This window comes from Mesorhizobium sp. M0045 (genome assembly GCF_040323385.1).
Classification (GTDB): Bacteria; Pseudomonadota; Alphaproteobacteria; order Rhizobiales; family Rhizobiaceae; genus Mesorhizobium.
Genome location: NZ_JAMYUY010000009.1, coordinates 223,454 through 247,157, shown reverse-complemented (window position 1 = coordinate 247,157; position 23,704 = coordinate 223,454). Strand labels below are relative to the sequence as shown.

The following is a 23,704-nucleotide window of genomic DNA, read 5'->3' as shown; positions in this document are numbered from 1 at the left end:
TGTCCATCTAGGATGAGAAGCTTTTTGTCACACTCTTGCCAATTGACGCCAGGCGTCGCGGCTGCGTCGCAATTTTGAGCGGCAGTGGCGTTCTGCCAAGCAAACACAGTGCAAACCGCTAGAACCAAGCCGGATGTGCCGTAAGCTCTGGTTCGTCTCAAAGTCATTGTTGCTGGACCTCTGCCACTCGCCGACACTCAACCTTACCACATCTGCTGACACTCGAGCCACGGTGACCACCGCCGTCACAGTTGGCGCATTTCTGATATTCAAGCTTTGATGTTAATCAACCGATCAACCCGCGCGTAGGGCGCGATTTGCGAGCGCCTCCCCATATCATCCGCGGTCCAGCAGAGATTCATTTGTCACCGGCCAGGCGCATCATTCCGCAGGTATGTTTGACTAAGCCGAGGAGAGCGGTCGTTCAGGATGGCGCAGTCGCGTGCCAAGATTGGCCTCCGCTCTGGACGTTTGTCTTGCTAATGAGGAGCCTGCTCGGGTGCTGATCGCCACCGCCGGCGTCCGCTGCCGACAAGCGTGATTCCGCTTGGTTCCGCACCGATCGGTACTTGCCGACGGCGAGGTTGACCCGGCACGGGGTGCTCGTCGCGTATCCTGATTCCGCTGTCGGATAAACCCCACGACTTCGCTTAGCGAGGCCGAAGTTGATCTCTGCCATCTACCAGGTCGAACCATCAACCCCGCATATTTGTGTCGTAAGCTGACGTGCCGCGAATACGCCGTTTTCGGTGAGGGAGGATTCGAACTCCGCGCTTGGAAGAGCGTCCTTCTCGTCTTCACCGTGCATGCCGGTTACGTGGGCGGCCGAGTGCCCTTCCGCGCTTCGCCAAACCTGCCGTGGAAAAGGCCCTGCCGTTTTTTTCCGGCGGGGCTTTGGTCAGATCGCGACTATTAGTGATTTATGCTGAAACTGGTTGCGGAGTCCGGAGTCGGACTTATTTGCACTGATTAAGAGGCCCCGTCAGCAAACGAACTCGGTCACAGCACTGTATTGGCGGTATCCCTCTACCGACTCGAACCGCGACCGTTTCTTAGGTCGCGCCTACCGTTTTGCACGCCCTCCCCTGCCCGGCCGTGGCGGAAGGTTGAACCAGTTGGGCGACTGCTAGGTTCCAGACTGGAGGTAAGGTCGGCTCGCTGAAAGCGCGGCAGGTGGCACGCGGCACATGCGCGACAACGGCGGTGGAGGGTTTGAGAGGGCCGGAGCCCCGACCATTCGGCACAAAGATAACAAATAGCATCGGCGATCGGCTGAAGCCGCTCCTTCTCAGTCTGCTGGCGAACCGCGTAACCGGGGCAGATTTCCGGGCGAAGGGGTTTGCAGGCGAGCGCGTTCGTGATTCACCCTATGCGTGACGCTACCACCGACTGATTCGTTTGAAGGCTGTCGCTCGCGGAACTCCGCGGGTTGGTTACTGCGCTGATCGGCGAAGTGCGCGGTCCAAACATGGTTCGAAGTTGCCGATCGCAGGGCCGCGTCGCACGGTGCAGAAGGCCATGCATCGTTGATTATGCGCAAACTGCTATCGCGCGCCTAGTCGGAACTCGCGCATCGAACAGTACATCACATCGTCCGTCCCCAGCGCACCGGCGGCCTCCCCGCTCGCAATCCAAATAGACGTCTTTCAGCTGTTTGATTGGCATGTCAGCGTGAGCGAACGCGAGGTCCTGGGCGTCAGAAGCCGACAATGAAGCCGGACTGATTGCGATCAGCACGGTGCCGAGCGTCACAGGCGCGAGGGACTTAACAACTGACATGATCATTTTGAGATCCTCCCCAGCTCCCGTCGGTCAACATCCAGTCCTTGGGGTCGCAGGTGTAGTGCCGTTCGAAGGTCCCGTCCGCGCGCCGCTGCTTGTCGAAACCTCGATGTAAGGCTCGATCGCGCGCTCGTGGACCAGCCAAAGGGGATCTCGGCCGAGGCGTAGCCACTGCCGGCGGCCAACCGTTTCGGGATCGAGGCCGAAGCGATCCTGGTGCGCTCGATCGTCGTGCCGGCCGCGCCTGCCTCCGCATGACGGATGGCGCGGCTTCGCAAATCGCACATGATTTCGTCACGTGAGATGCCGATGTCGCCAAGGACGTCATCGGGTAAACGGCTCAACTGGTCCGTTGCCGACAAGAGAGCTTTTCGCTCGGCGCGGAGGCGTAACCACCTGCGAAATGGACCAATGGCGGCAGCATGAATTATAACCATGATTAGATCCTCCCTTCATTGATCTGAATTGACCGGTACGGAACGGCGCGAACGGCACTCCGGGCGAGAGCGTCAGCCGTCCGCGAGGCAAATTAGGCGTAGTGGTCGATGGATTGGTTTTGCCGCGGCGTGCCCATACGGCGGGCGGTGGCTGGCCCCGGGCCACGCATGTAATAAAGCTCCGGGCGGTAGCGCGGCGCGACGAATTTGCGAAACCCCGCAGCAAGTTTTGTGACGGGAGCCAAGAATTTCATGACTGTTCCCTTTCCCTTCGCCGGCTTGCACACGAGCCGGCGGGCCTGACGTTGCAACAAGGATATGACAGTCGAACCAGGCTCGGCTGTGGGAATTCCCACACCGGGAAAAAGATTGGCGAAATCCGCTCCCAGTTTGCATCCCGGAAAGCGGGGCCTGCGGCCATCAAATTTCCTTGGATAGGGAGTAAGGTGAAGTACACTTGATTGAACAAGAGACCGTTGTGACAGGCTCTCTGGCCTTCATCTCAAGACTTTGCGATGCCGACCTCGCCGCGCTGACCAAACGGTGGCACGAGCGCAGCTATCGACACAACGAGCTAATCATTTCCCACGGCGACACTGGTCGCGATGTCTTCTTCCTGCTGGAAGGACGTGCTCGCGTGACACTGGTTTCAGCGGACGGCAGGGAGATAGCGTATCGCGATGTCGAACCGGGTGACATTTTCGGGGAGCTCGGAGGCATTGACGGGATTGCACGCTCCGCCAGCGTAGTCGCGCTGGAGGCAACCCGCGCTGCACGGCTGTCCGGCACAGCATTCCGGGATATCGTGATGACCCACCCGACTTTTGCCTGGGTGCTGCTTGAGCATCTGTCTGCCCAGCTCCGGCGCATGACCGAGCGGGTATTCGAATACAGCACTCTGGTCGTGCGAAAACGGCTGATCGTCGAGATCCTGCATCGGGCGGAGAAAGCCGCACTCGTGGACGGCGAGGTGTCCATAAGCCCGGCACCGACGCATTCCGAGCTGGCGGCAACGATGAGCACGCACAGGGAAGCGGTCTCGCGCGAAATGAGCGACCTCGCCAAGAGAGGCCTGATCGAAAAGCGCGGCAGCAGGTTATTGCTGCATGACGTCTCGGCACTACGGGCGCTGGTCGACAAGAAGGAATAGCGAAGGCTGTCGCTGCGGCGGGGGGCACCGCACGTTTCATACTCCTCGGCCGCAAGTGAAGCGTTCCCGCATCTCCCGGTTCAAGGTGATAAAGGCGCTCCCGACATAGCGTCCTGTGCCACGCTCGGCCATTAGGGCGAAAGCCGGCTCGGCGTAGATGATCGACTGGATGTAGAACGCTTCGTGAGGGGGATAAATCCCGCCATACTGAACTGCAGTCAGCGTCTCCCGCCGTTTCCGAGTGTCTTCGTCCAAACCTTCCACGGCAATGCTCCCGATCCCGTCTTCTGGCCCCACTTAGTCCTTCCCGAGGACAAGGCGCAATCGTCGGTCGAAGTAACGCTTGTGAAAGACCTCACGGCCGCTCCGGAGCTTATAGGTCGTCCAGAAGTAAATGGCGTTTCTGTTGCTGCCGGCGAGATCAATCCCGGCCATTGCCTCCATGTTCGGCCTCGAAGCGGTTCGGCGGCATTCCTCAAGAAGTGCCTCGAATGGCACCGTCAGAAACTGCTTCAGTTCCGCTTCCGCGAACAGGTCCTCCACGGGATCGAACTTGCCGATGCCGACCCGCTCGCATTCGCCCAGCGGCCTAGCTGGCTTAATGCTGCGAAACGCTAGTTCAAAACCCCTGATTTCCCCCCTCCACCGGTCGCCGGTCCATCACCTCGCATACCCGCGCGGCGTGTTCAGGTTTGACACGGGGACCCAGGCACACGCGACGAAGCGCATCGTCGAGAAAGTGCTTAGGCCCGGCTTGGCCAGTAACGAAGCGCCATTCCTTCTCGTGAGCCCATTCACCGCGCTTGCGCGTGATGCGAGCGATCACCGCCTCTTCGAGATGCTGCGCCCCCATGTCGGCGAGCGTGAGCGATGGCAGAGCGTTGCGCACGCATAGGTCACCGGGCGCAGTTTCTCTGCATGGAAGTCACTGATCATGAGGTCAGCAGTATCGAACTCTAGGCACATGCCCGCGAAGTTGCTGCCGTGATAAGCCCACATCGGCAGATGGGTGGGCCGATCTTGCTCATGAGGTTCTGGGCTTGGTAACGTTCTCCAAGATCAGCGCCATCAAGCAATGCTCCGTTCGTAACAATCAAAGGCAACGTGGGACCCCCTGTCAGGAAGGCGCGGCGACTACTTCGGCACGGCTTTGAGCATTTCACCTTTAATCCTGACGGTCTCAAGCTTGTACGCCCCGCCGTCGTTGTTGAACCATTGACACATAAACCCGCCGGCACTCTGCGCCTCGTTGATCGTCATGTTAGGACCGCCAGACTTTAGCTCCACCACATCGCCAACTTTGAAATCAGACATAAATTCTCTCCCAATGTTTGAGAACGACCAGTAATCAGACGTGGGACGCGGTGGAAAGCGGAATGGAGACCTAGCTAGATTTAGCGTAGCACCCCCTCCTCCTCGGCAGCTTCCTCGAAGGCTTTACGGACATCGTTGGGCGAGACCCGGCCCTCAAAGGCGTCGCTGCAGGCTTGCACCGCCAGATTCCACTTCGGTCCCCTCTCGGTCCACTTCATGAGTTCCTCGGCGGCACCCTCGACATTGTTGCAGCCGTAGGTGATCCCAGGTCGGTCGGTCTTGACGTACACCGGAGGGGAGAACCAATGGGTTGCCATGAGGGGGCCGCTCTGCGCTCATCATCGAAGGCCGTGGGCATACCGCTTCGCGAGCCAGAGGTCCGCTTTCGTTGCCAGACGGGCAGAGCGCCTAAACTTCAAATCGCACGGCCCAGAGCAGATGAAACTACAGCCGCATGTGTTGCCGGCAGTTCGAACAGCATGGGCAGGTGGCGACACTCGGCTTCGTCCACGATCAGCGCCTCAATAGTCGCGATGGAAAGATGGCTTCTGAGGCGCAGCCGGACAACCGCGGCGAGCTTGTGAACGGGCACCGGTACCGCCCCTGCGTACTGGTCTAGAAGATTGTTGATCTCGGCAACTACTTTTGGATCGACGGCGTGGGGCAATGGCAGCATGAGAGCGCTTCCTTTCGGAAGTAACTCTAAGCCGATCGGGGCGATGAGTCTTGGCGCGTACGTTTTTAACCAATGTCGCGGACATCATTGGACGTCAGGTCACGCTCGTTAGCGTTGCGCACATTAGAGCGGCAAGGGCCCGCTGCACAGCCAATCGCAACGCAAGCGTGAACCATTCTCGCGTTACTGTGTTTGTAGGGACGCCGCGCTATTTCTTCGACTTCACCGACACTGGCAAAGTCTTCCTTGACGTTGTGGGTACCGATCTCCCGGACCTCGAAGCTGCAAAGGCGGAGGCGGTAAAGGCCTTGGTCGAGATTACTAAGGATAAGCTGCCGGATGGCCCCTCTCGAGAATTTGTGATGACCGTTCGCGACGAGTCCAACGAAACGTTCTTAGAGGCTATGATCAAGTTTGAGATGCGGGCGCGCTAGTCTAGCTCTGCAAAGATGGTTTCCGATTGGTATCACTTAATAAACAGCTCTCGCTTACAAATAGACAGTTCTCGGTTGAATGAGCGTCGCGCGCGCGCAGACATCGATGACCTTCGGCTCTCCCTTGATGCAACCCGCCGCGTAATTGCGGCATCCCGTAAGCTGCTGGACCGGATGGCGAACCGGGTCGATGAACACGAGTGGAGGGTTCCTACTCTGGTGAGAGATACACCTTGGCTTCCTTGGCGGCAGCCTCAAAGGCCTTTCGTACCACCTGAGGGTCAATCGGATCGCCCTCTAGATCTGACAGGCAAAGGTTCACCGCCTTGTGCCAGCGGGGTCCACTGCGGGTCCACCTCTTGAGTTGCTCAAGGGCTGCCCTCGCATTGTTGCAGCCATGCCTGTCGCCGGTTTCAGTCTTCACGAACACCGAAGGAACGAACCAATGGGTTGCCATTGAGGGATAATTAGAGGGGGTGGGAATGTTTGGTAGAGATGTCTGGGCCGGTGATCGAATTTGGCTCGCGCGAAGAGCGACGCGGCCTGCTAATCAGGAAAAAGCCTACCCTCCTCCTTAGCGGCAGCCAGGAATGCCTTACGGGCCTCCTCAGCTTCCATCTCGTCGAATATCACGGCCATGCAAACGCTCACCGCGAGGTCCCAGCAAGGGCCACGCTTCGTCCACTTCAGCAGCTCCTCGCCGGCTGTCTCGGCGTTGTTGACGTTGCGAAGGGTCCCGGGACGCTCGGTCTTGACGGGGACCGGAGGGGAGAACCAATGGAGTGCCATACAGTCACTCTTTGTCGGCCCTATCAAGTTCCTGCAGCAAATGCTTTTGCTCAGCCGGCAGCTCCCGTTCTACAGGCAGATTTAGCAGGTTGCGAAGGTGATTGCGGATTACCTCTGAAGTGATCCACCGCCGCACAACTTCGGCAATAACCTTCTGTTTGGCTTTATCGATTTCAGCCATGTTCGGGCCTGCATGCTTAAAAGGACCGAACTGCACCGCGAGCGGATTTGTTCCTTTGAATGATGGGCGGAATGTTTGGTAGAAATTTCTCAGCAGGGGATCGGATTACTGGCTCGCGCGAGGCCCCCCTGCCCTCTCGACCCTATAGAGCGCGCCTCGATCCGCCTTTGGTCCCACAACCCCGGATCGGTCGTCCCGACGTACACCTGAGGCCGAACCAATGGGCTGCCGGGAGAACTATTCGTGGAGGTCGAACGCGACTGACAGTCCGAAGGCCGGGGCCGCAGTGACTATAAGGTAGACCAGCTCATCGTCAGCTTAGCGCGCTGTTTCCGCCCGGGTGGAGCTAGGCTGTCAGTTTAGTGAAGTCGTGGCGCCGCGCGCGAACATGTGCCAGCAAATTCGTTTCGTTTACGACCCCTGATTGAAAGAGATTCAGCGTGGTCGAGACCAGAATCTGACCGTCTATCGAAGTGCTGTACCATTTAGCGTCGGCGGTTATCTGGTCGACAACCCGCTGGCAAATCGCCCGATCTTTAGGTCTAAGGAACTGACTTTTCAGCGCTCGTAGCATCTCGATGCCTTTAAAGGGGAGTCACTTGTCTCCCACGCGACCACGCGTGGGTCTCCCGAGAATGGATACTAAACGCATCTGGACAGAAAATTGCCATTCGTTTGAGCGGTACCGATGCGGGGCGTTGGGTCGATGACGTGGTTGCGATCCCGGCCGCGGTACGGAGGCGGGTCACCGACGACCGCCTCAGGGATACACGCACTTCCTTAGGGGGCGGCCCAGCAGCTTGGATTAGGGGGCCGCTTGGCCTGACCAGCGAGCGTTCGGGAATGCTCGACTGACTGGTTAGTACATTAGACAAATCTAATGTACTTGAACCATGCGAACGAAGTACGCGGCGGTAAGAAAGTGGCTGGCACGATTCACTTACCGCGCGCTTTTGCCTTGGGTTCTGGCGAGCTTTCTGACGGGTTTGCAGCCAATTTTGCAGATCGCCGATCTGTTACCCACAGGGACTTTTTCCTCGCCACCAAATCGTCACGATCGCCCTCAGCGGTCGCTCGGCTATGCATCGCAGCTGTGGCGTAGTCGGCTCTGTTGGTTCGATAGTCTTCTTTTTGGACAGTCATCGTTTGCTCCCAGTTTCATAGCCCCTCTTTTTGCCCTGGCGGGGAGATTAACTGCCGGTGCATTACGCGAGTCAATCGACTAAACGACCACCCCGCAGTCGCGAGGGGCGGGAATCAAGCCGACAATTTTAACGTTGGAACGGCTTACAATGTGCCGGCAACACAGCCGCCCTTTCGTCGGTGTGCGTTGATCGCGTCCATGTTGCCCTTCAGCTCCCCGATACGAGCATGCGCTGAGGGCGGGACGAAGTCTATGTGCCTTGACGGCGGAATATAATCCTATTTTGTGGATGCCGCACCCTCGCCGACACGAAGCCGTTTCGGTCCTACGACCTTCATCTACGACCGCATAAGATTGTCAACAATCTGTAAAAGTTTTGTTGACAGATAATTGATTTGAGCCTTGACTCACAAAAGTCCGCGTATCGGTCGAGTTCTGTCGCAACAATGCGCGGCCTCCAAAGGGGAAAGAACAATGATCAACAGACGTTCAATAATCACATTCGCCGCACTCGGCGCCGTCTCTGCGCTGGCAATCATGGCCGGCGGCACAATCACAGTGCAAGCCGCCAACAAGGAACTCAAGATCGGCTTTGTCGGCGTGACGAGTGGCGCGGCCGCTGCGTGGGGCACATCCAACGTCCGCTCGATGCAGACGCGCGCCGCCTGGATCAACGAAACCGGAGGTGTGAAGATTGGTGACGAGACCTATGACATCAAAATCGTCACCTTTGACGATCAGAAGGACCCGAAGCGGGCGATCGCCGGCATGGAGAAGATGGCCCAGGAGGGCATCCACTATGTCGTCGGTCCGAATGTCGACGACGGCGCGGCGGCGGTGCGTCCTGTGGCTGAATCCAAGGGCATCATCTATTTTCCCTACGCATTCCCGAAGGAACTCTACACCCCGCCGGCGTCCAACGCCGTGCTCGGCATGATCGCCAACTACCAGTCAGCTCCGGCGATCTACAAATATCTCATGGAAAACAGGGGCGTGAAAAAAGTTGCCTTTGTCGCCGCCAACGAATCCGATCCGCTGAGCCAGCGAGATGGCGGTGTTGCCGCGGCAAAGGCGCTCGGGCTTGAGGTTGTGGCTGCCACGGACGTCTACCAAAACGATACCCGCGACTTCACGCCGGTACTGACGCCGATCGTTTTGCAAAAACCGGACCTGCTGGTGCTTTCGGGTGTCGCGCCCGGCAATGCTCCGCTGCTGATCCGCGCCGCGCGCGAGCTCGGCTACGAAGGTCTGATCTCCACCGAAACGGCGCAGGATGCCAAGGTGCTGGAAGAGGGCGCGGGCGAGTTGGCCAACGGCTTCATCTCAGTCGGCGGCGCATCGACGCCCGAAATCGCGTCCGACATGATGAAGGAGTTCGTCGACCGCTATACGAAAATGTTCGGCGAATACAATGACGAGTCCAACACCAAGGTCTACGCGCTCGAATACATCATCGAGACGCTGAAGGCGAATCCGGCCGCGATCGACAATGTCGAGGAGTTCAAGAAGACGATCGACACTTTCTCGGCGCCCAATCCCTATCTGAAGGGCGATGCCAAGCTGACCTATGTCGGAATGACGTCGTTTGGCCAGAAGCGCCAGCTTTCGGTCCCGATGGTGGTCACGGAATACCGCGACGGCAAGTTCGAGACGCTCTTCGTCGCTCAAGTCGATTGACGCAATTGCACTGAAGCGGATTGCCGCAGAGGCTCGTGCATTCGCCTTGAGCCTCTGAATGGCCGGGAACCATCCTGATGGAACAAGTCATCGCCAACGGGCTTTATCTTGGTGCGCAATACGCCTTGATCGCGCTCGGTCTGACCCTGATCTTCGCTCTGATGAACGTGCTAAACTTTGCCCATGGGCAGATGTACGTTCTCGGTGGCTTCATCACCTACACCGTCTATGGCCAGCTCGGCATGCCTTTCGTCGTCGCGCTCGTCGCGTCCGGGATCACGCTGCTGGTCATTGGAGCGCTGGTCGAGAAATTCCTTTTCAGAACGGTGATTAGGCGAAGCGTGCGGGAGGAAAGTACGATGCTTCTCGCGGCGGCGGTCGCATTCTTCCTCGACGCCGTGATCCTCCTCCTGTTCGGCGAAAAGCAGCGCGGCGTGCCGAAGATCGTCAACGGCGTCTTCGTCTCCGACAGCCTCATAATGCCTTACGACCGGCTGCTGGTCGGCGCACTCGCCATACTGTTCATCGCCTCCTTCGTGCTTTTCATGCAGTACAGCAAGCCGGGACGCGCCATGCGGGCGCTGGCGCAGGACCGGGTCGCGGCACAGCTTATGGGCGTCGAGGTCGACCGCTATTCGATGATCGGCTTTGCGCTCGGCGCGATGCTTGCCGGCATAGTCGGCGGGCTGCTGGTCGCCATCACCGGCGTCAATTCGGGCATCGGCGGGCCGATCTCGATCAAGGCGTTCTTGATGGTGATGATCGGCGGCGCCGGCGTGGTCAGCGGAGCGATCGCCGGCGGCTTCATCCTCGGCATGATGGAATCGGTCGGCCTGACGGTGCTACGCCAATATGGCGACGTCACTTATCTCGTCATCTTCGCCGCGCTGATGGTGTTCCTGAGCATCCGCCCGAACGGGCTCATGGGCAAGCCGTGGGGGTGATCGACATGAAGCGTACACGCAACATCCTCGGCGTCGCTGTCTTCCTGCTGGTCGTACTCATCGGCGTGCCCTGGCTGATCGAGGCGACGGGTCGGCTCGACCTCTACTACACGCTGACTTCGGTCGCGCTGCTCAGCATCGCCAGCGCCGGGGTGTGGGTGACTTTCTACATCGGCCGCATCAATATCGGCCAGGGTGCCTTCGCGCTTATGGGCGGCTATGTTTCGGCCATCCTTGTCGTCCAGTATGGTGTGTCGTTCTGGCTGACACTGCCGCTGGCTGGGCTATTCTGCGCCGCTGCAAGCGTGCTGATCGGGCTGCCCATCCTCAGGCTTCGCGGCGTCTATTTCGCCATGGTCACGCTGGTTTTGACCGAAGTGGCGCGGCTGCTCGCACTGGCACTGCCGATCACCAACGGAGCCAAGGGCATGGTCAGCATTCCGCTCCCCGGCGGCATCTCGATATTCGGGCTGACCATCCTTCCGGATTTCGCGACGCTCGCCAATCCGCGTCCCGCCTTCTATCTGGTGTCGGTTGTGCTGATGGTGCTGTGCTTTGCAGCGCTCTACCGCCTAGTCCATTCGCGCATCGGCAAACTCTGCCAGTCGTTGCAGCAGAACGAGGAACTGGCCTCCTCGATCGGCGTCAATATCGCCTATCTGCGCGTCATCGCCTACGCCATCTCCTCGTTCCTCGGCGGTCTCGGCGGCGCGATGTTCGTCGCCATCTCTCAGTCGATCTATCCGTCCAGCTTCACCGTCACCGACTCGGTGAACTTCATGCTGAACTGCTTCCTCGGCGGGCTCGGCTACGTCTTCGGGCCGATGATCGGCACCTTCGTGCTCTATTTCGGCTGGGATTTCCTGTTCGAGACCGGCGAGTTCCAGTTGCTGATCTTCTCGTCGGTGCTGATCGCGCTGATGCTGTTCCTTCCCAACGGCCTGCTCAGCCTCCGGCTGTTCGGCAAGAAGCAGGGCTAGGACCATGACTGACCTTCTCCAGATCAAGGCAGTGACCAAACGCTTCGGCGGGCTGGTCGCGGTCAACAATGTTTCCTTCGCGGTCCGCGAACGCGAGATCCTTTCCGTCATCGGCCCCAACGGCGCCGGCAAATCGACGCTGTTCAAGCTGATTTCCTCTTTTCTCAATCCGACCTCGGGCGAAGTGCTGTTCCGGGGAGAGCGGATTTCAGGCCTGGCGCCGCATATCGTCGCCCGGAAGGGCGTCGTGCGCACGTTCCAGGAGACGACGATCTTCAAGGGCATGACGGTGCGCGACAATGTCATAATCGCGCATCACCTGCGTTCCAATGCCAGCCTTGCCGGCTTCTATCTCGGCACGAATACCGCACGGCGCGACGAAGATGAATTCGGCCGCTCGGCCGACGAGATCATCGACTTCCTCGGTCTCGGCGCGCAACGGCATGAGATCGCCAGCACGCTGCCGCACGGCCATCTGCGCGCGCTCGGGATTGCCATCGGGCTCGCCACGAACCCGACCGTCCTTCTGCTCGACGAGCCCTTCGCTGGCATGAACCATGACGAAACCGTGCGCGCGGTGGAGATGGTGCGCGGCGTGCGGAAGCGCGGCGTGACTGTCCTGCTGGTCGAGCACGATATGCCCGCCGTCATGAACATTTCCGACCGAATCGTCGTCCTGAACTTCGGTGTGAAAATCGCCGAGGGAACGCCGAAGGAAATCCAGGAGAACGAAAAGGTCATCGAGGCCTACCTCGGCGCCGAAGATGAGACGATCGGATTTTAGCCATGAGCGAACTGCTGAAAGTCTCCGACGTCGAACTCTACTACGACCATGTCTATGCACTGAAGGGTGTGTCGCTCAACGTCAACGAGGGCGAGACCGTCGCGCTAATCGGCGCGAACGGCGCGGGCAAATCTTCGATCCTGCGCGCCATCACCGGCCTGAAGAAGGTCCGCAGCGGCGAGATTCATTTCCAGGGCCACCGCATCGACGGAACGCGCCCTGACGAGCTGGTCAGGATGGGCATCGCCATGGTGCCGGAGGGTCGGCGCGTCTTTTCCTACATGACGGTGCGCGACAATCTGATGATGGGCGCCTTCACCCGCATCGACAAGGCCGAAATCGCAAGGACGCTGGACATGGTGCTCGGGCGCTTCCCGCGCCTGAAGGAACGCTATTCCCAGACGGCGGGTACGATGAGCGGCGGCGAACAGCAGATGCTGGTGATCGGGCGGGCGCTGATGGCCAAACCGAAGCTTCTGCTGCTCGATGAACCCTCGCTCGGCGTCGCGCCGAAGCTCGTTCAGGACATCGCCCGCTCCATCGTGGCGATCAATCGCGACGAAAAGGTCAGTGTTCTCTTGGTCGAGCAGAATTCGCGCATGGCGCTGCGCATCTCGCAGCGCGCCTACGCACTGACGACCGGAAAGATCGCGCTGGCCGGACATTCGGCTGAGCTGCTTGGCGACGACCGGGTCAAGAAACTCTATCTCGGCGGCGAAATATGAAAGCGCAAATGGACGTACTCGTCGTCAATCCCAACACCACCGCGTCCATGACCGAAAAGATCGGCGAGGCGGCGCGCCTTGCGGCTTCGGCCGCCACCAGGATCATCGCCGTCAATCCGAAGGACGGGCCGCCGAGCGTCGAAGGCTATTTCGACGAGGTCTTCGCCATCCCGGGAATGATCGGCGAGATCCTGAGACATCCGGCGGCGAGCGCCTGCGTCATCGCCTGCTTCGACGACACCGGCCTCGACGCAGTACGCTGCGTCGGCGAGATGCCGGTGGTCGGCATCGGCGAAGCGGCGTTTCACATGGCGAGCCTGATTGCCGGCAAGTTCAGCGTGGTGACGACGCTGTCGCGTTCGGTGCCGGCGATCGAGCACAATCTGGTGCGCTACGGCCTCGCCAGCCGCTGCGCCAGGGTGCGGGCAAGCGACGTTCCCGTTCTGGAGCTCGAAGTGCCCGGCTCCAACGCCCGCCATCGAATTTCGGAGGAGATCGAGCGCGCCATCCGCGACGACCGGGCCGAAGCGATTGTGCTGGGATGCGCCGGCATGGCCGACCTCGCCGCCGCGCTCAGCCGCGAACATAGCCTTCCCGTGCTCGACGGCGTCGCCTGCGCAGTAAAACTCTGCGAGAGCCTCGTCGGCCTTGGCCTGTCGACCTCAAAGCGCGGCGGCTACCAGGTTCCACTCGAAAAATCCTTCGCCGGAATCTTTGCGCCCTTTTCGCCCTCCGGCCGTGTATCCTGATGCGTGCAAAATTGTTGACATTCCCACACAGGATGTTCGATGTGCGGCCGGAAACGCGGTGTTCGTGCCGCTATGCGATCCGGCCGCCGGGACAATGAGACGATGGACCTGCTTGGGCCAAAGCCACGGGATGGCGACAAGCCGACGATGCGCTGGTTTCCGGTCTATGCCGGCCTGCGCGACGCCATCGTCAGCCACCGCCTCGCACCGGGCACAAAACTACCCGAGGACGAACTCGCCTCGATCTATTCGGTGAGCCGCGCGGTGATACGCGCGGCGCTGCAGGCGCTGTCGCATGACCGCTTGGCTCGGCTCGAGCCGAACCGCGGCGCGTTCGTCGCCCAGCCGACCAAGCAGGAAGCGCGCGAGGTCTTCGAGGCGCGGGCGCTGATCGAGCCCAAGGTCGCGGCGCTTGCCGCCGAAGTGGCAAAGCCGGCCGAGATCGCGCAACTGCGGCTTCATCTCGAAAAAGAGCACGAGGCCCTGCATGCCGGCCGCGACAGCGACGCCATCATGCTGTCGGCAAAATTCCATGTCGGCATAGCCGAAATCGCCGGCCATTCTATCCTGACCGGTTTCGTCAAAGACCTGCTGTCGCGGTCGTCGCTGATCATCGCGCTCTACTGGCGCCGCCGCGACACCACCTGCGAAAGCCACGCCCATCACGCCCTCGTCGATGCCATCGAAAAGCACGACGCACAAAACGCGTCCGACCTGATGCGAAGCCATCTCGTCGAACTTCTGTCCGGCCTTGATCTGTCGCTTGGCGAGAAGAAGCCCGAGAGCCTGTCGGACATCTTGCGCTGATCTGCGCTGTCAAACTCTTCGCCAAGCTTCGCATTGCAGATGTCGTCGCGATGCTGGACGAATATCGGATCACCCGCAACCGACACCGGCCAACGAAGCTCGCGCGTAAGTGGCCGCTCTCAAAGCTAGTAAAGCCGAAGTGCCATACTTGATCGCCCCCGATCGGGCGCTCACGGCGAAGCCAGGATGCACGTCACCCCGCAATCCTGACTTGGCGCCTACCCCTGAAACGTCCCAATGCGACATTTCTACTTGCCAGCAACGCGACATTCGAACTTGGTTGCAACATGATCCCAGGTTGATTGGCGATCCTGCCCCCGGTCCACCCGGTTCCGAAACGGCACTATGCGCCATCTTGGGACGTTCAATGCGGCGGGGAACTTCGCGATCCGACCCTTCTTCCCGACCTTGACAGCCAAGTGCAATATGCGCCAGTTGCGTCTTCGGTCGTTGCAAGCCGTTGACACGATATGATTCAGCATTGTTGGGCGGTAGCCCGAGGATTGAATCCGATATTCGCCTCGCTGGAATGTCTAATGCGACTCCGTCATGATCCTTCCGGCCCCGTCGAGCGACGCTGCCAAAGCCGGTGACGCCAATGCAGGTGATGAGGTCAGGCTAGATCAGTGCAGCAGATCCGCCCGGCGACTTTTCTTTTTGCGGCCCGAGCCCTGCGGGACATGGGCGACGGCTTCGTGGCCGTTCTGTTGCCGGTATATCTCCTCGCATTAGGCTTCGCGCCTCTGCAGGTCGGCATCATTGCAACCGCATCGCTGCTTGGTTCAGCGCTCTTGACCATCGCCGTCGGACTCCTTGGTGCCCGACACGATCACCGCCAACTCCTGCTTGCCGCCGCCAGTCTGATGGTCGCCACGGGTGTGGCCTTTGCTGTGGTCCACGACTACGCGCTGCTTTTGGTGATCGCCTTCGCAGGCACCATCAACCCGTCGGCCGGCAGCGTCAGCGTATTCGTGCCCTTAGAGCATGCCGTGCTCACACGCGAAGTCACCGACGCCGCGCGGACCAAGATGTTCGCGCGCTACAGCCTTGTGGGTGCGCTCGCAGCCGCGGTTGGCGCGCTCGCTTCGGCGACACCTGATCTTCTGGCTCCAGCCGGCCTCGATCAACTCACCGGCATCAAGGCGATGTTCGTGCTCTATGCGTTGCTGGGCCTGCTCGGCGGTCTCCTTTACGCGCAGATCCCGCAGCGCCGTCCAACGTCGGACTCCGGCAGCACGTCCGCGCTTGGCCCCTCGCGGAATATCGTTTTCAGGCTTGCGGCCCTTTTTAGCCTTGATGCCTTTGCAGGCGGCTTCCTCGTCCAGTCGTTGCTTGCCCTGTGGCTTTTCGAAAAATTCGACCTGTCGCTTTCGGAAGCGGGCTTTTTCTTCTTCTGGTCCGGCGTCCTTTCGGCGTTCTCATTCCCCGTTGCCGCCTGGCTGTCGCGGCACATCGGACTCATCAACACGATGGTGTTCACACACATTCCGTCCAGCATCGCCCTGATGCTGGCGGCGCTTGCGCCGACGCTCCCTCTGGCGCTCGCCCTGCTGCTGATCCGTGCCGCGCTTTCGCAGATGGACGTCCCGACGCGCTCATCTTACGTCATGGCGGTCGTCACGGAGGCGGAGCGGGCAGCAGCCGCGAGCTTCACATCGGTACCTCGCAGTTTGGCTGCCGCAGCCAGTCCCGCCCTGGCGGGCGCTCTGTTCGCTGCCTCGTTCCGGGCATGGCCCCTCCTGATCTGCGGCACACTCAAAATCATTTATGATCTGCTGCTGCTGATGCAGTTCCAGAACGTCAAGCCGCCAGAGGAACGCTGATATTTGGGTTGCTTGACCCACCGGGAGGGATCAATCGGGAAGGCAAATGTTGGAAAGGTGATCGATCACTTCGGCTCTGACTCCGGACTTGTCGAATGCCTAATGTGACCCGACATCCTCGACGCGAGGCCTGCAGACCATCACCCGCCAGCGCAGCAGACAACGAAAGTCTCCGCTGGGTTCGACCGATCAGGCCGGCCGTGCTTTGTAAAAGCGGCACCAACCATCGGGGCTGATTTCACCCGCGACAATCTCGGATGCATTCGGCTTCAGGAAATGGGAGCACCCGGCCCAGCGGCGACGTTTGTTTGGAACATCCTAATAAAGCGCCACAGGCTTTGGGGTTGTTTCGGCGCCGCGCCGCAGGCTGACCTGTCATGCAGGAAGCAAGCCCACCTGCACCTGCAATCGCCCGCGCCGGTCATCGACACCTTAAGAAGTTTCCGGCGAGACAGCGCTTGGCCTGTTGTGCCGACCCGCAATTACCTCACCACGATCTTCTTTAATGATCTTTCCTCCCAATCGAACCCAAAGAAGCGCCGAGTGCTGATCAGATCGATTGAGGTACTCGATCAGATCACTCTTTTCCTGATCGGTCAGAGCAAGGCCGAGATAGCCGTCATAGTGCTCCTTCTGCGCAAGACGTCGATCGGTTCCACTCCTCCTGCCAGGGGCCGATCAAGTTTAAGGACCCGACGTCTCCACCCGGCTCCAGGTCTATTTCTATAAAACCGTGCGTCACCGTCCTGCTTCCTTGATCCCTTGCCTTCCCTTACAATCCCTTCCGGATACAGAGGAGTTCCGCCATGAGCGAAGACGCCGTCAACATGTCGATCCGCAAGTTCCTGAAGGAAGTCGGCGTCACCTCTCAGCGCAAGATCGAGGAGACGGTGCGCGAAGGGCAAATCGGCGGCAAGAAGCTGAAGGTCCGCATGACGCTGACGGCGGAAGGCACCGGCCTTAACCACGTGGTGGACGGCGAGATCGAACTTCCATAAGCCGGGCGAAGCGACCTAGCGAGACGGCCGAGGCGGCCGAAAGCGTCGAGACGGATCAGCGGTTGGAATGGCGTCTGGCCGGGTGGATGTAGTACCGCTCACCCCACGCTCTTGCGACTCTAACGGAACGCGAAACACCGATCCTTTCCAGTCGTTGGTTCAACGAATCTATGGAGGCGCCCGACGAGGATATGCGGTTGTCGAGGAACCGGGCCGACGTGTCGTCGCGGAGGAACTTGATCGGAACGGCGATGTGCTACCCCTGGGTTGACGCGGCGGCGTTCGCCCGCCGCGCCGTTACGTGAAGCGGCCGGGCGACCGTCTCCAACGCCGGTTGCCCGTTTGAAACTCGAGCGCGGCCGCAGCATCGATTTGATCTGTCGCCGGCGCGCAGCGTCTCCAGCGCCTCCAATTTGCCGTGCAACCATTTCCAAGGCTGGCAGGCTAATTTCGATGGGGCGCACCTCGTCCACTCTGGCGCCCGATCCCATATCGCGTTGCCCAACGACGAATGGTCCTGTCATCGCGGCCAGCATAGTCGGCGGCTGATTTGATATCCCGCACTTCATCGGGCCGCATCAGGATGGATCGAGGGGGGCGCCTTGTTTCTGGCGCTGTTTTGACAGGGAGCGCGTTGGTCATTCGGCCCATCGCGCCTGTCGCGGCTGCAAAGACGGCCGGACCATATTGGCAGCGCTCATCACTGATAGAGGAACGGCGGCACCCCGCTCGCCCGATATTAGGGAACGATATCGCCCCCCATGTATTAGAAACTGATGGACACTATGGAACCCCACGGCCACGGGATAGCGGCCGATATTTTGACATCGGAAGTTGCCATTGCCAGGCAGCGCATCCATCGGACCGAGCTCGCGCTTCAACGCACTGAAGAAATGCTGGCCAAGAATCTCGCGCTGCGCAGCAGGATACGAGCTGCGGTCGAGGCCGCAGACCGCTTGGTGAAGATCGATCCCCCCAGCTTTGAACGGCGTCGCCCAGGTTGAACTGGGCCGGCGCTTCATTCGTCGCGCCCCACCGGCCACCGGCGCCACCACTCAAGCACCGCGGCAACCATGTCCACAGACGGCGAGCGCGGTTCATCGTGGGCGGACTGGTGCTCGGCCAGGAACCGATCGTCGTCCATGCGGCCGATGGCTTCAGCGACGTGGGCCAGCGATTGGTCGATCCAGGCCGCGGCGGAGCGATCGGTCGACGTCATGCCGACGGCTCGGTGTCGGGGATGCTCGGGGCGGCAGTGGGTAGTGGTACACTCGCCGGAAAGGTCGGCAATTGGCGCGTTGTGCCGGTTCGGAACCGGGTGGACCTGGGGAGAATCGTCAATCAACCTTGGGTCTGTTCCACTTCTCCGAAGCTGACGTTCGCGGTGCGGCCCGGAATGCCACCGAACCTGCCGACATCATAGCCACGCCTCGAGTAGAGGCTTCGTCTCGAGCACCTCGGCACGGTTCCGTTCGCGCGATAGAAGCAGCGGTTGGCGATTGAGCAGCATGGAATCGCCGAATTCATGCGCGCGGTATCGATACGCGGTGAAGGCTGCGGAGGCCTTAGCGAGCAGAGCATCATCGGCAAAGGCGCGCAGGAGCTCGAAATGGCTTTCGCCGGGCTGGTGGACGCCTGTGAGAATCGCATCGACCACGCGAAGCCGCGTGCCCCGCGCGATGCGCCCTGTCGCAATGCCATTTCCGGCACGCACATTGCCGCCGGGATTGGCGGCTGCTTCAAGTGCGCGCACTACGCTTGTGCCGATCGCAATGATGCGGCTGCCGCGCAGCTTCGCCCGCGCGACCTGCGCCGCGGTGCGCCCAGGGATGCGGTATGGCTCGTCGAAGGGAAGGCGCGAGTCGAGCGCGGGATCGCCGGTGGAAGACACGCCCGCAGCATGCGTGAGTGTTGCAAAGCCAACGTCGTGCCGACGCCAGGCTTGGAGCGTGCGCCAGTCGAGCGCGAAGCCTGCCGACGGCGCCTCGAACGCGACCGGCCCGGCGGCAATCTTCGTCCAAACATCCCACAGTGCCAACGGCTGGGGAACATGCGCGTATTGGATCGGCCGGCCGTGCTGCGCCAGTCCTGCAAGCACCGCTGCGCGGTTGCCTGGGAAGTGCAACTCGAGAAGGCGTGGATGGTCGAGAAGGCGCTCGACGACGGCGTCAAGCGAGCCGAGCCGGAGGCGATCGCCTGGTGACAGCGGAGGTGGAGGCAGCCGGTCTTCCGTGCGCGTGCGGTGATCGCCCGAGCCGAAGGCAATCGCCACGAAACGGGTTGGATCGGGAAGTGACAGCCAGCCCGCCAGGCGGATCTCGATCGCCTCACCGCTTGGGACATGCGTGCCGTGCAAGCTGGCAGGCAAGGTCGCGGCGTCATTGGCGACGACCTGATCGCCGGGACCGAATAGCGTCGCGATTCCAGCGCGCGGCAGGTCGCGCATCGTGCCGTCCGCCTCGACGACCAACAGCCTGGCTGCGCGCCGATCGGAACGATCGGCGGCAATCATGCGCATGCCCCGGCGTGAAGCGTAGCGCGGACCTGTAACGCGTCGATCATCTTTTCGATGATCTCGGCAGCAGCCAGTTCGGGGCGTTTCAATGTAGACGGATCGGCGTCAGGAAGCGCTAGCGCGTGCAGCGGGGTGTCCATGTCGCCAGGGTCGGGTGCGAGGAGCCGTATGCCGTCGGCTTTCGCCTCCTCCTCCCAAATCGCCGTCAGATGGGCAAGAGCGGCCTTGCTCGCCCCATACGCGCCCCAGCCGGGATAGGCGTTCACCGCCGCGTCGCTGGAGATGTTGATCACCATCGCGCCACGGCCCTCGCGTGCGGACGCGGCAAGCGCACCGAACAGGGCCTTCGTCAGCCGGAACGCGCCGACCAGGTTGACCGCGAGCGCCACTTCCAGCTCCTCGCACTCAGTATCGGCGAGGAGCGCCAGAGGGACAGGGCCGAGGCTCGAGGCATTGTTGATCAGGACGTCGAGCCCGCCGAGGCTGGCAGTGACCTGTAGTGCGATCGAGTAGGTGTCCTCCTTCTTGCCGACGTCGCCGACAATGCCGTGCGCGCCCGTCTCGTCAGCGATGCGTTCGACATTCGCGGCGGTGCGAGCGACGAAGGCCACGCACGCACCCTGCGCGGTCAGCTGCCGCACAAGCGCCATTCCGAGCCCGGAGGTGCCGCCCGTGACCGCCACGCGAAGTCCTTGAAGATCAATATTCGACTGCATTGCCGGTGCTCCTTCAAGCTTTATGGCCCTTGCTACAAGTTCAAGTTAACTTGAAGTCAAGCGGGAATCGTGCTTTCGTTCATGCATGGATTCCATGCTGACCATCACCGACGTGTCGCGGCGCAGCGGCGTCGCCTCATCGGCCCTGCGCTTCTACGAGGAGCGCGGGCTGATCGCGTCCGAGCGGGCCGGCTCGGGACACAGACGCTATCCGCGATCCGTGCTGCGCCGGATCGCCTTCATCGTCTTCGCGCAGCGAATTGGGCTGACGCTGGAGGAGATCGGCGCCGAGCTCGCCAAGTTGCCAGCCGATCGCGTGCCGTCGCGTCGGGATTGGTCGCGGTTGTCGGGCCAGTGGACTAAGCGCATCGACCAGCGCATCGCGGAGTTGCAGCGCCTGAGGTCCGGGCTTACCGAGTGCATCGGTTGCGGCTGTCTGTCGATGGACCGGTGTAGCCTTGCGAACCCTGCCGATATGGCAGGACGCAAGGGGCCGGGGCCGAGGTATTGGCTGGGGTGAGTTGGCAGCGTGCCTGTCACTATTGCAGGACTCGGCAGCGCAAGACTTCGCCAAGTGCGAGACGCTGCGGCCCGGTAAGGTTCAGCGGCGGTATTGTTCGTCGCTGACTTTCTCCATCCGCTCGACGGCCTTGCCATCAAGTGCTTGCGTCGTCCTGCCAGACGGTCGTTCCTTCTAAAAACGCGGCTGCATTTCAGCAGGCCAAGCGAAATAAGGAAATACGTCGAACTGCTCCGGGTGCGGCAGTCATCAACCTCTTCAGTCCCGCCCGAAACGTTTGAGTATTGGAGCCGTTGCGCGTTGGCACAGGCTGATCGGATTGATCCGGCGCTTGGGGAACCTTTCTTGCGGCAACGAAGGACGAAGATGGTGTTTAGGCCATCGGTAATGGTAGCCCGTTCAAAATTTCGCCAATCGTTGGTTGATCGCCCGAACGGTACTGCATTCGGTACCGCATGACCCAAGGCTTTACGTTAAGTATCCGAATTTGTCAGCTTTTTCGGCGCAGTTCGTCCCATCCATCATCGTCGAGTTCGTGGTTGCTCGATCTCGATTTGCTGTCAGGCCGCTTGCCAACGATAGCAAAAAAGCGCCCCCTCAATAGTGGGTGTCGCGATGTAGCGGTCTCCCACTACCAAGAATTTCTCAAGTAAACTTGACAATCGGCTAGCCCTTAAAGCTGGCCGATTGTGTTTCGCGCCATGTTGCAAGCAGCTACCGGTGATTTGCAAGGATTTCCTGCGACACTCGGCAAATCCACGCGACACGCGCGCGACATGGATTGACCTCTTCAGGAACCGGCTTCGAACCTGGCCCTGGCAGCTTGGTTCCTTTCGTTATGCTTGCCACAGAGGCCGCGCGAGCGAACTTGCTGACACGTGGCTACTGGCGCCCAAACTGCCGAAATCAGTCTTGGGGAAAGACCACTACCAGGAGCGATTTGGTACGCATTTCTAGACCAGAACCGTGGAAAGCAAGTCTGCATTTAGACATGTCGGTACGAATCTGTATCTAAGCTCCGATCTGACGCTGAAAAATGCGTTCACCATTGCTTCGCTAGGATCTGAGGAGGATACGATCGCTTGCTGATCGTTAGGGCGCAAGCGGCTGAGAAATGGCTGAGGTGTGCTCGTGCTCTTGCTCCAAAACGGAGGCTGTGAGCATGGCTCAGCTTCAGCAATCGATCCTTCGCAACCGTCTGCTGGCTTCGTTGTCGCCTGACGACTTTGTCCTGGTGCAGCCGCACCTGGAGGCGGTGTCGTTTGGACTGCGCGAACATCTGTTCAGAGCCGATCAAAGGATCACCCATGTCACCTTCCCCGAATATGGGGTTGCCTCAATCGTCGCCGACACCGGGGAAGGACGGTTCGAGGTCGGCATGGTGGGATCGGAGGGCCTGGTGGGTGCCCCCATCGTGCTCGGCGTGGACCGTTCGCCGCACACCTGCCTGGTCCAGGTCGCAGGCGAAGCATTCCGCATTGGGGCGGGCGAGCTACAGGCCGCTATGGACCATAGCCCCGCGCTGCGCGCGCTCCTTCTGCGTTTCGTGCATACCTTCATCGTGCAGGTCAGTCAGACGGCCTATGCCAACGCCGGCTACTCCGTCGAGGAGCGGCTCGCGCGCTGGCTTCTCATGACGCACGACCGGCTAGAGCAGGACGACATGCCCATCACCCACGAATTCATGAGCATTATGCTGGGCGCGCGTCGTCCGGGCGTGACCTTGCAGTGCAGATGCTGGAGGGCGCCGGTGCGATCAGGGCCACGCGTGGTCGCGTCGGGATGAGGGATCGAGCGAAGCTGGAACAGATCGCCGGCCAGTCCTACGGCTCGCCGAGAGGGAATACTCCAACGTATTCCAGTTCCCGATCAAGCGAGAGAGAGATGAGTGGCGGACTTGCGTTACTTCATGAACATTCGTTACCGCGGTCGGCTGATACCCGATCACGAAGGTGACGAACTGGCAAACGTGGAGGATCTGCGCGAGCATGCGCTCGCCACCGCGCACGATCTCGTCTTCCGAACCCGCATGGACAGCCTCTACGACTCGTCCCTCTCATCGCGCAAATTAGACACAACGCGGCGGTTCTGCGACCTGCAGGCGGTGTCCGGGCAGTCGCGGACGAGCCTGTCCTTGCCGTAGCCCTTGGCCCACATGCGGTTGCGGTCTATGCCGCCGGCGGCGAGGTAGTCCATCACCGCATCGGCGCGCTGCTGCGACAGCGCCATTTCACTTGCGCCGGGATCGTCGGCGAAACCCTGCAGCTTGAGCAGCCAGCGCGGATGCTTTGTTAACCAGGCGATCTGGGTGTCGAGGGTGGCCTTGGCGACAGAATCGAGCGCGGCCGAACCTTGCGTGAAATAGGTGCGGCGGCCGACATTGAGGATAAAATCCTCCTCGCTACCCGGCTGCACGTTCTGGAAGCCGGCAACCTCGGTGTTGGTAATGTCAGGCGTGGAAGGGGCGAGCGTGTTGCTGGTCGAGCAGGATGCGACCAGCATCAGCAGGCCGGCAGCGAGCAGCCGGCGCGTGTTTTCAATCATACGGTTCATGAGGCG

General features: G+C 60.6%; 28 protein-coding genes and 1 pseudogene. 17 read left to right on the top strand and 12 right to left on the bottom strand.

The genetic code is table 11. The features are described from left to right. Window positions 1-2,311 precede the first annotated feature (2,311 nt). The gene (locus NKJ72_RS17115) at window positions 2,312-2,473 is read right to left on the bottom strand and encodes a hypothetical protein (RefSeq protein WP_167522729.1); all 162 of its coding nucleotides are present in this window, start codon (window positions 2,471-2,473) and stop codon (window positions 2,312-2,314) included. A 224-nt stretch (window positions 2,474-2,697) separates the two neighbouring features. Here NKJ72_RS17115 and NKJ72_RS17110 point away from each other — a divergent pair, with 224 nt between their 5' ends. Together NKJ72_RS17110 and NKJ72_RS17105 are read left to right on the top strand one after the other, a co-directional pair. Further along, window positions 2,698-3,369 (top strand): Crp/Fnr family transcriptional regulator, encoded by a 672-nt coding sequence (locus NKJ72_RS17110; RefSeq protein ID WP_352478425.1) that lies wholly within the window; start codon window positions 2,698-2,700, stop codon window positions 3,367-3,369. Between the two features lie 345 nt (window positions 3,370-3,714). Next, window positions 3,715-3,987, top strand: a complete 273-nt coding sequence (locus NKJ72_RS17105; protein ID WP_352478423.1) for a hypothetical protein — start codon at window positions 3,715-3,717, stop codon at window positions 3,985-3,987. A 1-nt stretch (window position 3,988) separates the two neighbouring features. Here the strand turns inward: NKJ72_RS17105 and NKJ72_RS17100 are convergent, their stop codons facing one another. The 4 genes from NKJ72_RS17100 to NKJ72_RS17085 form a co-directional block, all read right to left on the bottom strand. Then, window positions 3,989-4,258: a hypothetical protein gene (locus NKJ72_RS17100; RefSeq protein WP_352478422.1), complete on the bottom strand. Its 270-nt coding sequence runs from the start codon at window positions 4,256-4,258 to the stop codon at window positions 3,989-3,991. Between the two features lie 245 nt (window positions 4,259-4,503). Continuing rightward, the gene (locus NKJ72_RS17095) at window positions 4,504-4,683 is read right to left on the bottom strand and encodes a YodC family protein (protein ID WP_352478420.1); all 180 of its coding nucleotides are present in this window, start codon (window positions 4,681-4,683) and stop codon (window positions 4,504-4,506) included. Window positions 4,684-4,763: 80 nt separating this feature from the next. Then, on the bottom strand, window positions 4,764-5,000 hold the full coding sequence (locus tag NKJ72_RS17090; protein WP_352478418.1) for a DUF982 domain-containing protein: 237 nt from the start codon (window positions 4,998-5,000) through the stop codon (window positions 4,764-4,766). Between the two features lie 98 nt (window positions 5,001-5,098). After that, a complete protein-coding gene (locus NKJ72_RS17085; RefSeq protein ID WP_352478416.1) occupies window positions 5,099-5,359 on the bottom strand; it encodes a hypothetical protein in 261 nt (86 codons plus the stop codon). A 50-nt stretch (window positions 5,360-5,409) separates the two neighbouring features. Here NKJ72_RS17085 and NKJ72_RS17080 point away from each other — a divergent pair, with 50 nt between their 5' ends. Next, entirely contained in the window at window positions 5,410-5,793 is a 384-nt protein-coding gene (locus NKJ72_RS17080; RefSeq protein ID WP_352478415.1) for a DUF6894 family protein, read from the top strand. Window positions 5,794-6,004: 211 nt separating this feature from the next. Here the strand turns inward: NKJ72_RS17080 and NKJ72_RS17075 are convergent, their stop codons facing one another. From NKJ72_RS17075 to NKJ72_RS17065, 3 genes are all read right to left on the bottom strand, one after another. Then, window positions 6,005-6,250, bottom strand: coding sequence for a DUF982 domain-containing protein (locus tag NKJ72_RS17075; RefSeq protein WP_352478413.1), 246 nt, complete (start codon window positions 6,248-6,250; stop codon window positions 6,005-6,007). Between the two features lie 89 nt (window positions 6,251-6,339). Then, window positions 6,340-6,582 carry a DUF982 domain-containing protein gene (locus NKJ72_RS17070; protein ID WP_352478412.1) on the bottom strand — a complete coding sequence of 81 codons (243 nt, stop codon included), beginning with the start codon at window positions 6,580-6,582 and terminating at the stop codon, window positions 6,340-6,342. Window positions 6,583-6,586: 4 nt separating this feature from the next. Beyond that, window positions 6,587-6,763: a hypothetical protein gene (locus NKJ72_RS17065; protein ID WP_352478410.1), complete on the bottom strand. Its 177-nt coding sequence runs from the start codon at window positions 6,761-6,763 to the stop codon at window positions 6,587-6,589. A 1,618-nt stretch (window positions 6,764-8,381) separates the two neighbouring features. Here NKJ72_RS17065 and NKJ72_RS17060 point away from each other — a divergent pair. The 11 genes and pseudogenes from NKJ72_RS17060 to NKJ72_RS17010 all read left to right on the top strand — a co-directional run bounded on the left by NKJ72_RS17060 (window position 8,382) and on the right by NKJ72_RS17010 (window position 18,398). Continuing rightward, on the top strand, window positions 8,382-9,584 hold the full coding sequence (locus NKJ72_RS17060) for an ABC transporter substrate-binding protein (protein ID WP_352478408.1): 1,203 nt from the start codon (window positions 8,382-8,384) through the stop codon (window positions 9,582-9,584). Between the two features lie 77 nt (window positions 9,585-9,661). Further along, window positions 9,662-10,528 carry a branched-chain amino acid ABC transporter permease gene (locus tag NKJ72_RS17055; RefSeq protein WP_352478406.1) on the top strand — a complete coding sequence of 289 codons (867 nt, stop codon included), beginning with the start codon at window positions 9,662-9,664 and terminating at the stop codon, window positions 10,526-10,528. A gap of 5 nt (window positions 10,529-10,533) precedes the next feature. Next, on the top strand, window positions 10,534-11,508 hold the full coding sequence (locus NKJ72_RS17050) for a branched-chain amino acid ABC transporter permease (RefSeq protein ID WP_352478404.1): 975 nt from the start codon (window positions 10,534-10,536) through the stop codon (window positions 11,506-11,508). A 4-nt stretch (window positions 11,509-11,512) separates the two neighbouring features. Continuing rightward, window positions 11,513-12,292, top strand: coding sequence for an ABC transporter ATP-binding protein (locus NKJ72_RS17045; RefSeq protein ID WP_352478402.1), 780 nt, complete (start codon window positions 11,513-11,515; stop codon window positions 12,290-12,292). A gap of 2 nt (window positions 12,293-12,294) precedes the next feature. Beyond that, the gene (locus NKJ72_RS17040; protein WP_352478401.1) at window positions 12,295-13,017 is read left to right on the top strand and encodes an ABC transporter ATP-binding protein; all 723 of its coding nucleotides are present in this window, start codon (window positions 12,295-12,297) and stop codon (window positions 13,015-13,017) included. 8 nt (window positions 13,018-13,025) lie between these two features. Continuing rightward, window positions 13,026-13,766 carry an aspartate/glutamate racemase family protein gene (locus NKJ72_RS17035; RefSeq protein WP_352478399.1) on the top strand — a complete coding sequence of 247 codons (741 nt, stop codon included), beginning with the start codon at window positions 13,026-13,028 and terminating at the stop codon, window positions 13,764-13,766. 102 nt (window positions 13,767-13,868) lie between these two features. Further along, entirely contained in the window at window positions 13,869-14,573 is a 705-nt protein-coding gene (locus NKJ72_RS17030) for a GntR family transcriptional regulator (RefSeq protein WP_352478397.1), read from the top strand. Window positions 14,574-15,253: 680 nt separating this feature from the next. Further along, window positions 15,254-16,396, top strand: coding sequence for an MFS transporter (locus tag NKJ72_RS17025; RefSeq protein ID WP_352478440.1), 1,143 nt, complete (start codon window positions 15,254-15,256; stop codon window positions 16,394-16,396). Window positions 16,397-17,202: 806 nt separating this feature from the next. After that, complete coding sequence (locus NKJ72_RS17020) at window positions 17,203-17,394, top strand: DUF6494 family protein (protein WP_023679340.1); 192 nt, start codon at window positions 17,203-17,205, stop codon at window positions 17,392-17,394. 178 nt (window positions 17,395-17,572) lie between these two features. Continuing rightward, a pseudogene (locus tag NKJ72_RS17015) lies at window positions 17,573-17,693 on the top strand (AAA family ATPase); the annotation flags it as partial. A 477-nt stretch (window positions 17,694-18,170) separates the two neighbouring features. Then, complete coding sequence (locus NKJ72_RS17010) at window positions 18,171-18,398, top strand: hypothetical protein (protein ID WP_352478395.1); 228 nt, start codon at window positions 18,171-18,173, stop codon at window positions 18,396-18,398. A 14-nt stretch (window positions 18,399-18,412) separates the two neighbouring features. On the opposite strand, the gene NKJ72_RS17005 is transcribed toward NKJ72_RS17010, so the two are convergent. From NKJ72_RS17005 to NKJ72_RS16995, 3 genes are all read right to left on the bottom strand, one after another. Then, a complete protein-coding gene (locus NKJ72_RS17005) occupies window positions 18,413-18,613 on the bottom strand; it encodes a hypothetical protein (protein ID WP_352478394.1) in 201 nt (66 codons plus the stop codon). A gap of 198 nt (window positions 18,614-18,811) precedes the next feature. Next, entirely contained in the window at window positions 18,812-19,906 is a 1,095-nt protein-coding gene (locus NKJ72_RS17000) for an S-adenosylmethionine:tRNA ribosyltransferase-isomerase (RefSeq protein WP_352478392.1), read from the bottom strand. After that, window positions 19,903-20,625, bottom strand: coding sequence for an SDR family NAD(P)-dependent oxidoreductase (locus tag NKJ72_RS16995; protein WP_352478390.1), 723 nt, complete (start codon window positions 20,623-20,625; stop codon window positions 19,903-19,905). Before NKJ72_RS16995 ends, NKJ72_RS17000 begins: the two co-directional genes overlap by 4 nt. A gap of 94 nt (window positions 20,626-20,719) precedes the next feature. On the opposite strand from NKJ72_RS16995, the gene soxR reads away from it, so the two are divergent. The 3 genes from soxR to NKJ72_RS30985 all read left to right on the top strand — a co-directional run bounded on the left by soxR (window position 20,720) and on the right by NKJ72_RS30985 (window position 23,288). Beyond that, window positions 20,720-21,145 carry a redox-sensitive transcriptional activator SoxR gene (gene soxR, locus NKJ72_RS16990; protein ID WP_502895522.1) on the top strand — a complete coding sequence of 142 codons (426 nt, stop codon included), beginning with the start codon at window positions 20,720-20,722 and terminating at the stop codon, window positions 21,143-21,145. A gap of 1,162 nt (window positions 21,146-22,307) precedes the next feature. Then, window positions 22,308-22,931 (top strand): Crp/Fnr family transcriptional regulator, encoded by a 624-nt coding sequence (locus NKJ72_RS16985; protein ID WP_352478388.1) that lies wholly within the window; start codon window positions 22,308-22,310, stop codon window positions 22,929-22,931. A gap of 123 nt (window positions 22,932-23,054) precedes the next feature. Beyond that, window positions 23,055-23,288 carry a DUF6894 family protein gene (locus tag NKJ72_RS30985; protein ID WP_502894195.1) on the top strand — a complete coding sequence of 78 codons (234 nt, stop codon included), beginning with the start codon at window positions 23,055-23,057 and terminating at the stop codon, window positions 23,286-23,288. Here the strand turns inward: NKJ72_RS30985 and NKJ72_RS16980 are convergent. Further along, window positions 23,186-23,698 (bottom strand): OmpA family protein, encoded by a 513-nt coding sequence (locus tag NKJ72_RS16980; protein ID WP_352478386.1) that lies wholly within the window; start codon window positions 23,696-23,698, stop codon window positions 23,186-23,188. The genes NKJ72_RS30985 and NKJ72_RS16980 overlap by 103 nt on opposite strands. Window positions 23,699-23,704 lie beyond the last annotated feature (6 nt).

Coding starts and splice junctions, on each gene's coding strand:
- NKJ72_RS17075 (WP_352478413.1), bottom strand. CDS start 6,250: ATGGCAACCCATTGGTTCGTTCCTTCGGTGTTCGTGAAGACTGAAACC.
- NKJ72_RS17035 (WP_352478399.1), top strand. CDS start 13,026: ATGGACGTACTCGTCGTCAATCCCAACACCACCGCGTCCATGACCGAA.
- NKJ72_RS17010 (WP_352478395.1), top strand. CDS start 18,171: ATGGACACTATGGAACCCCACGGCCACGGGATAGCGGCCGATATTTTG.
- NKJ72_RS16980 (WP_352478386.1), bottom strand. CDS start 23,698: ATGAACCGTATGATTGAAAACACGCGCCGGCTGCTCGCTGCCGGCCTG.
- NKJ72_RS17025 (WP_352478440.1), top strand. CDS start 15,254: ATGGGCGACGGCTTCGTGGCCGTTCTGTTGCCGGTATATCTCCTCGCA.
- NKJ72_RS16985 (WP_352478388.1), top strand. CDS start 22,308: ATGGCTCAGCTTCAGCAATCGATCCTTCGCAACCGTCTGCTGGCTTCG.
- NKJ72_RS17115 (WP_167522729.1), bottom strand. CDS start 2,473: ATGAAATTCTTGGCTCCCGTCACAAAACTTGCTGCGGGGTTTCGCAAA.
- NKJ72_RS17095 (WP_352478420.1), bottom strand. CDS start 4,683: ATGTCTGATTTCAAAGTTGGCGATGTGGTGGAGCTAAAGTCTGGCGGT.
- NKJ72_RS17030 (WP_352478397.1), top strand. CDS start 13,869: ATGGACCTGCTTGGGCCAAAGCCACGGGATGGCGACAAGCCGACGATG.
- NKJ72_RS17055 (WP_352478406.1), top strand. CDS start 9,662: ATGGAACAAGTCATCGCCAACGGGCTTTATCTTGGTGCGCAATACGCC.
- NKJ72_RS17000 (WP_352478392.1), bottom strand. CDS start 19,906: ATGATTGCCGCCGATCGTTCCGATCGGCGCGCAGCCAGGCTGTTGGTC.
- NKJ72_RS17060 (WP_352478408.1), top strand. CDS start 8,382: ATGATCAACAGACGTTCAATAATCACATTCGCCGCACTCGGCGCCGTC.
- soxR (WP_502895522.1), top strand. CDS start 20,720: ATGCTGACCATCACCGACGTGTCGCGGCGCAGCGGCGTCGCCTCATCG.
- NKJ72_RS30985 (WP_502894195.1), top strand. CDS start 23,055: ATGAACATTCGTTACCGCGGTCGGCTGATACCCGATCACGAAGGTGAC.
- NKJ72_RS17005 (WP_352478394.1), bottom strand. CDS start 18,613: ATGACGTCGACCGATCGCTCCGCCGCGGCCTGGATCGACCAATCGCTG.
- NKJ72_RS17040 (WP_352478401.1), top strand. CDS start 12,295: ATGAGCGAACTGCTGAAAGTCTCCGACGTCGAACTCTACTACGACCAT.
- NKJ72_RS17050 (WP_352478404.1), top strand. CDS start 10,534: ATGAAGCGTACACGCAACATCCTCGGCGTCGCTGTCTTCCTGCTGGTC.
- NKJ72_RS17020 (WP_023679340.1), top strand. CDS start 17,203: ATGAGCGAAGACGCCGTCAACATGTCGATCCGCAAGTTCCTGAAGGAA.
- NKJ72_RS17045 (WP_352478402.1), top strand. CDS start 11,513: ATGACTGACCTTCTCCAGATCAAGGCAGTGACCAAACGCTTCGGCGGG.
- NKJ72_RS17065 (WP_352478410.1), bottom strand. CDS start 6,763: ATGGCTGAAATCGATAAAGCCAAACAGAAGGTTATTGCCGAAGTTGTG.
- NKJ72_RS17070 (WP_352478412.1), bottom strand. CDS start 6,582: ATGGCACTCCATTGGTTCTCCCCTCCGGTCCCCGTCAAGACCGAGCGT.
- NKJ72_RS17090 (WP_352478418.1), bottom strand. CDS start 5,000: ATGGCAACCCATTGGTTCTCCCCTCCGGTGTACGTCAAGACCGACCGA.
- NKJ72_RS16995 (WP_352478390.1), bottom strand. CDS start 20,625: ATGCAGTCGAATATTGATCTTCAAGGACTTCGCGTGGCGGTCACGGGC.
- NKJ72_RS17085 (WP_352478416.1), bottom strand. CDS start 5,359: ATGCTGCCATTGCCCCACGCCGTCGATCCAAAAGTAGTTGCCGAGATC.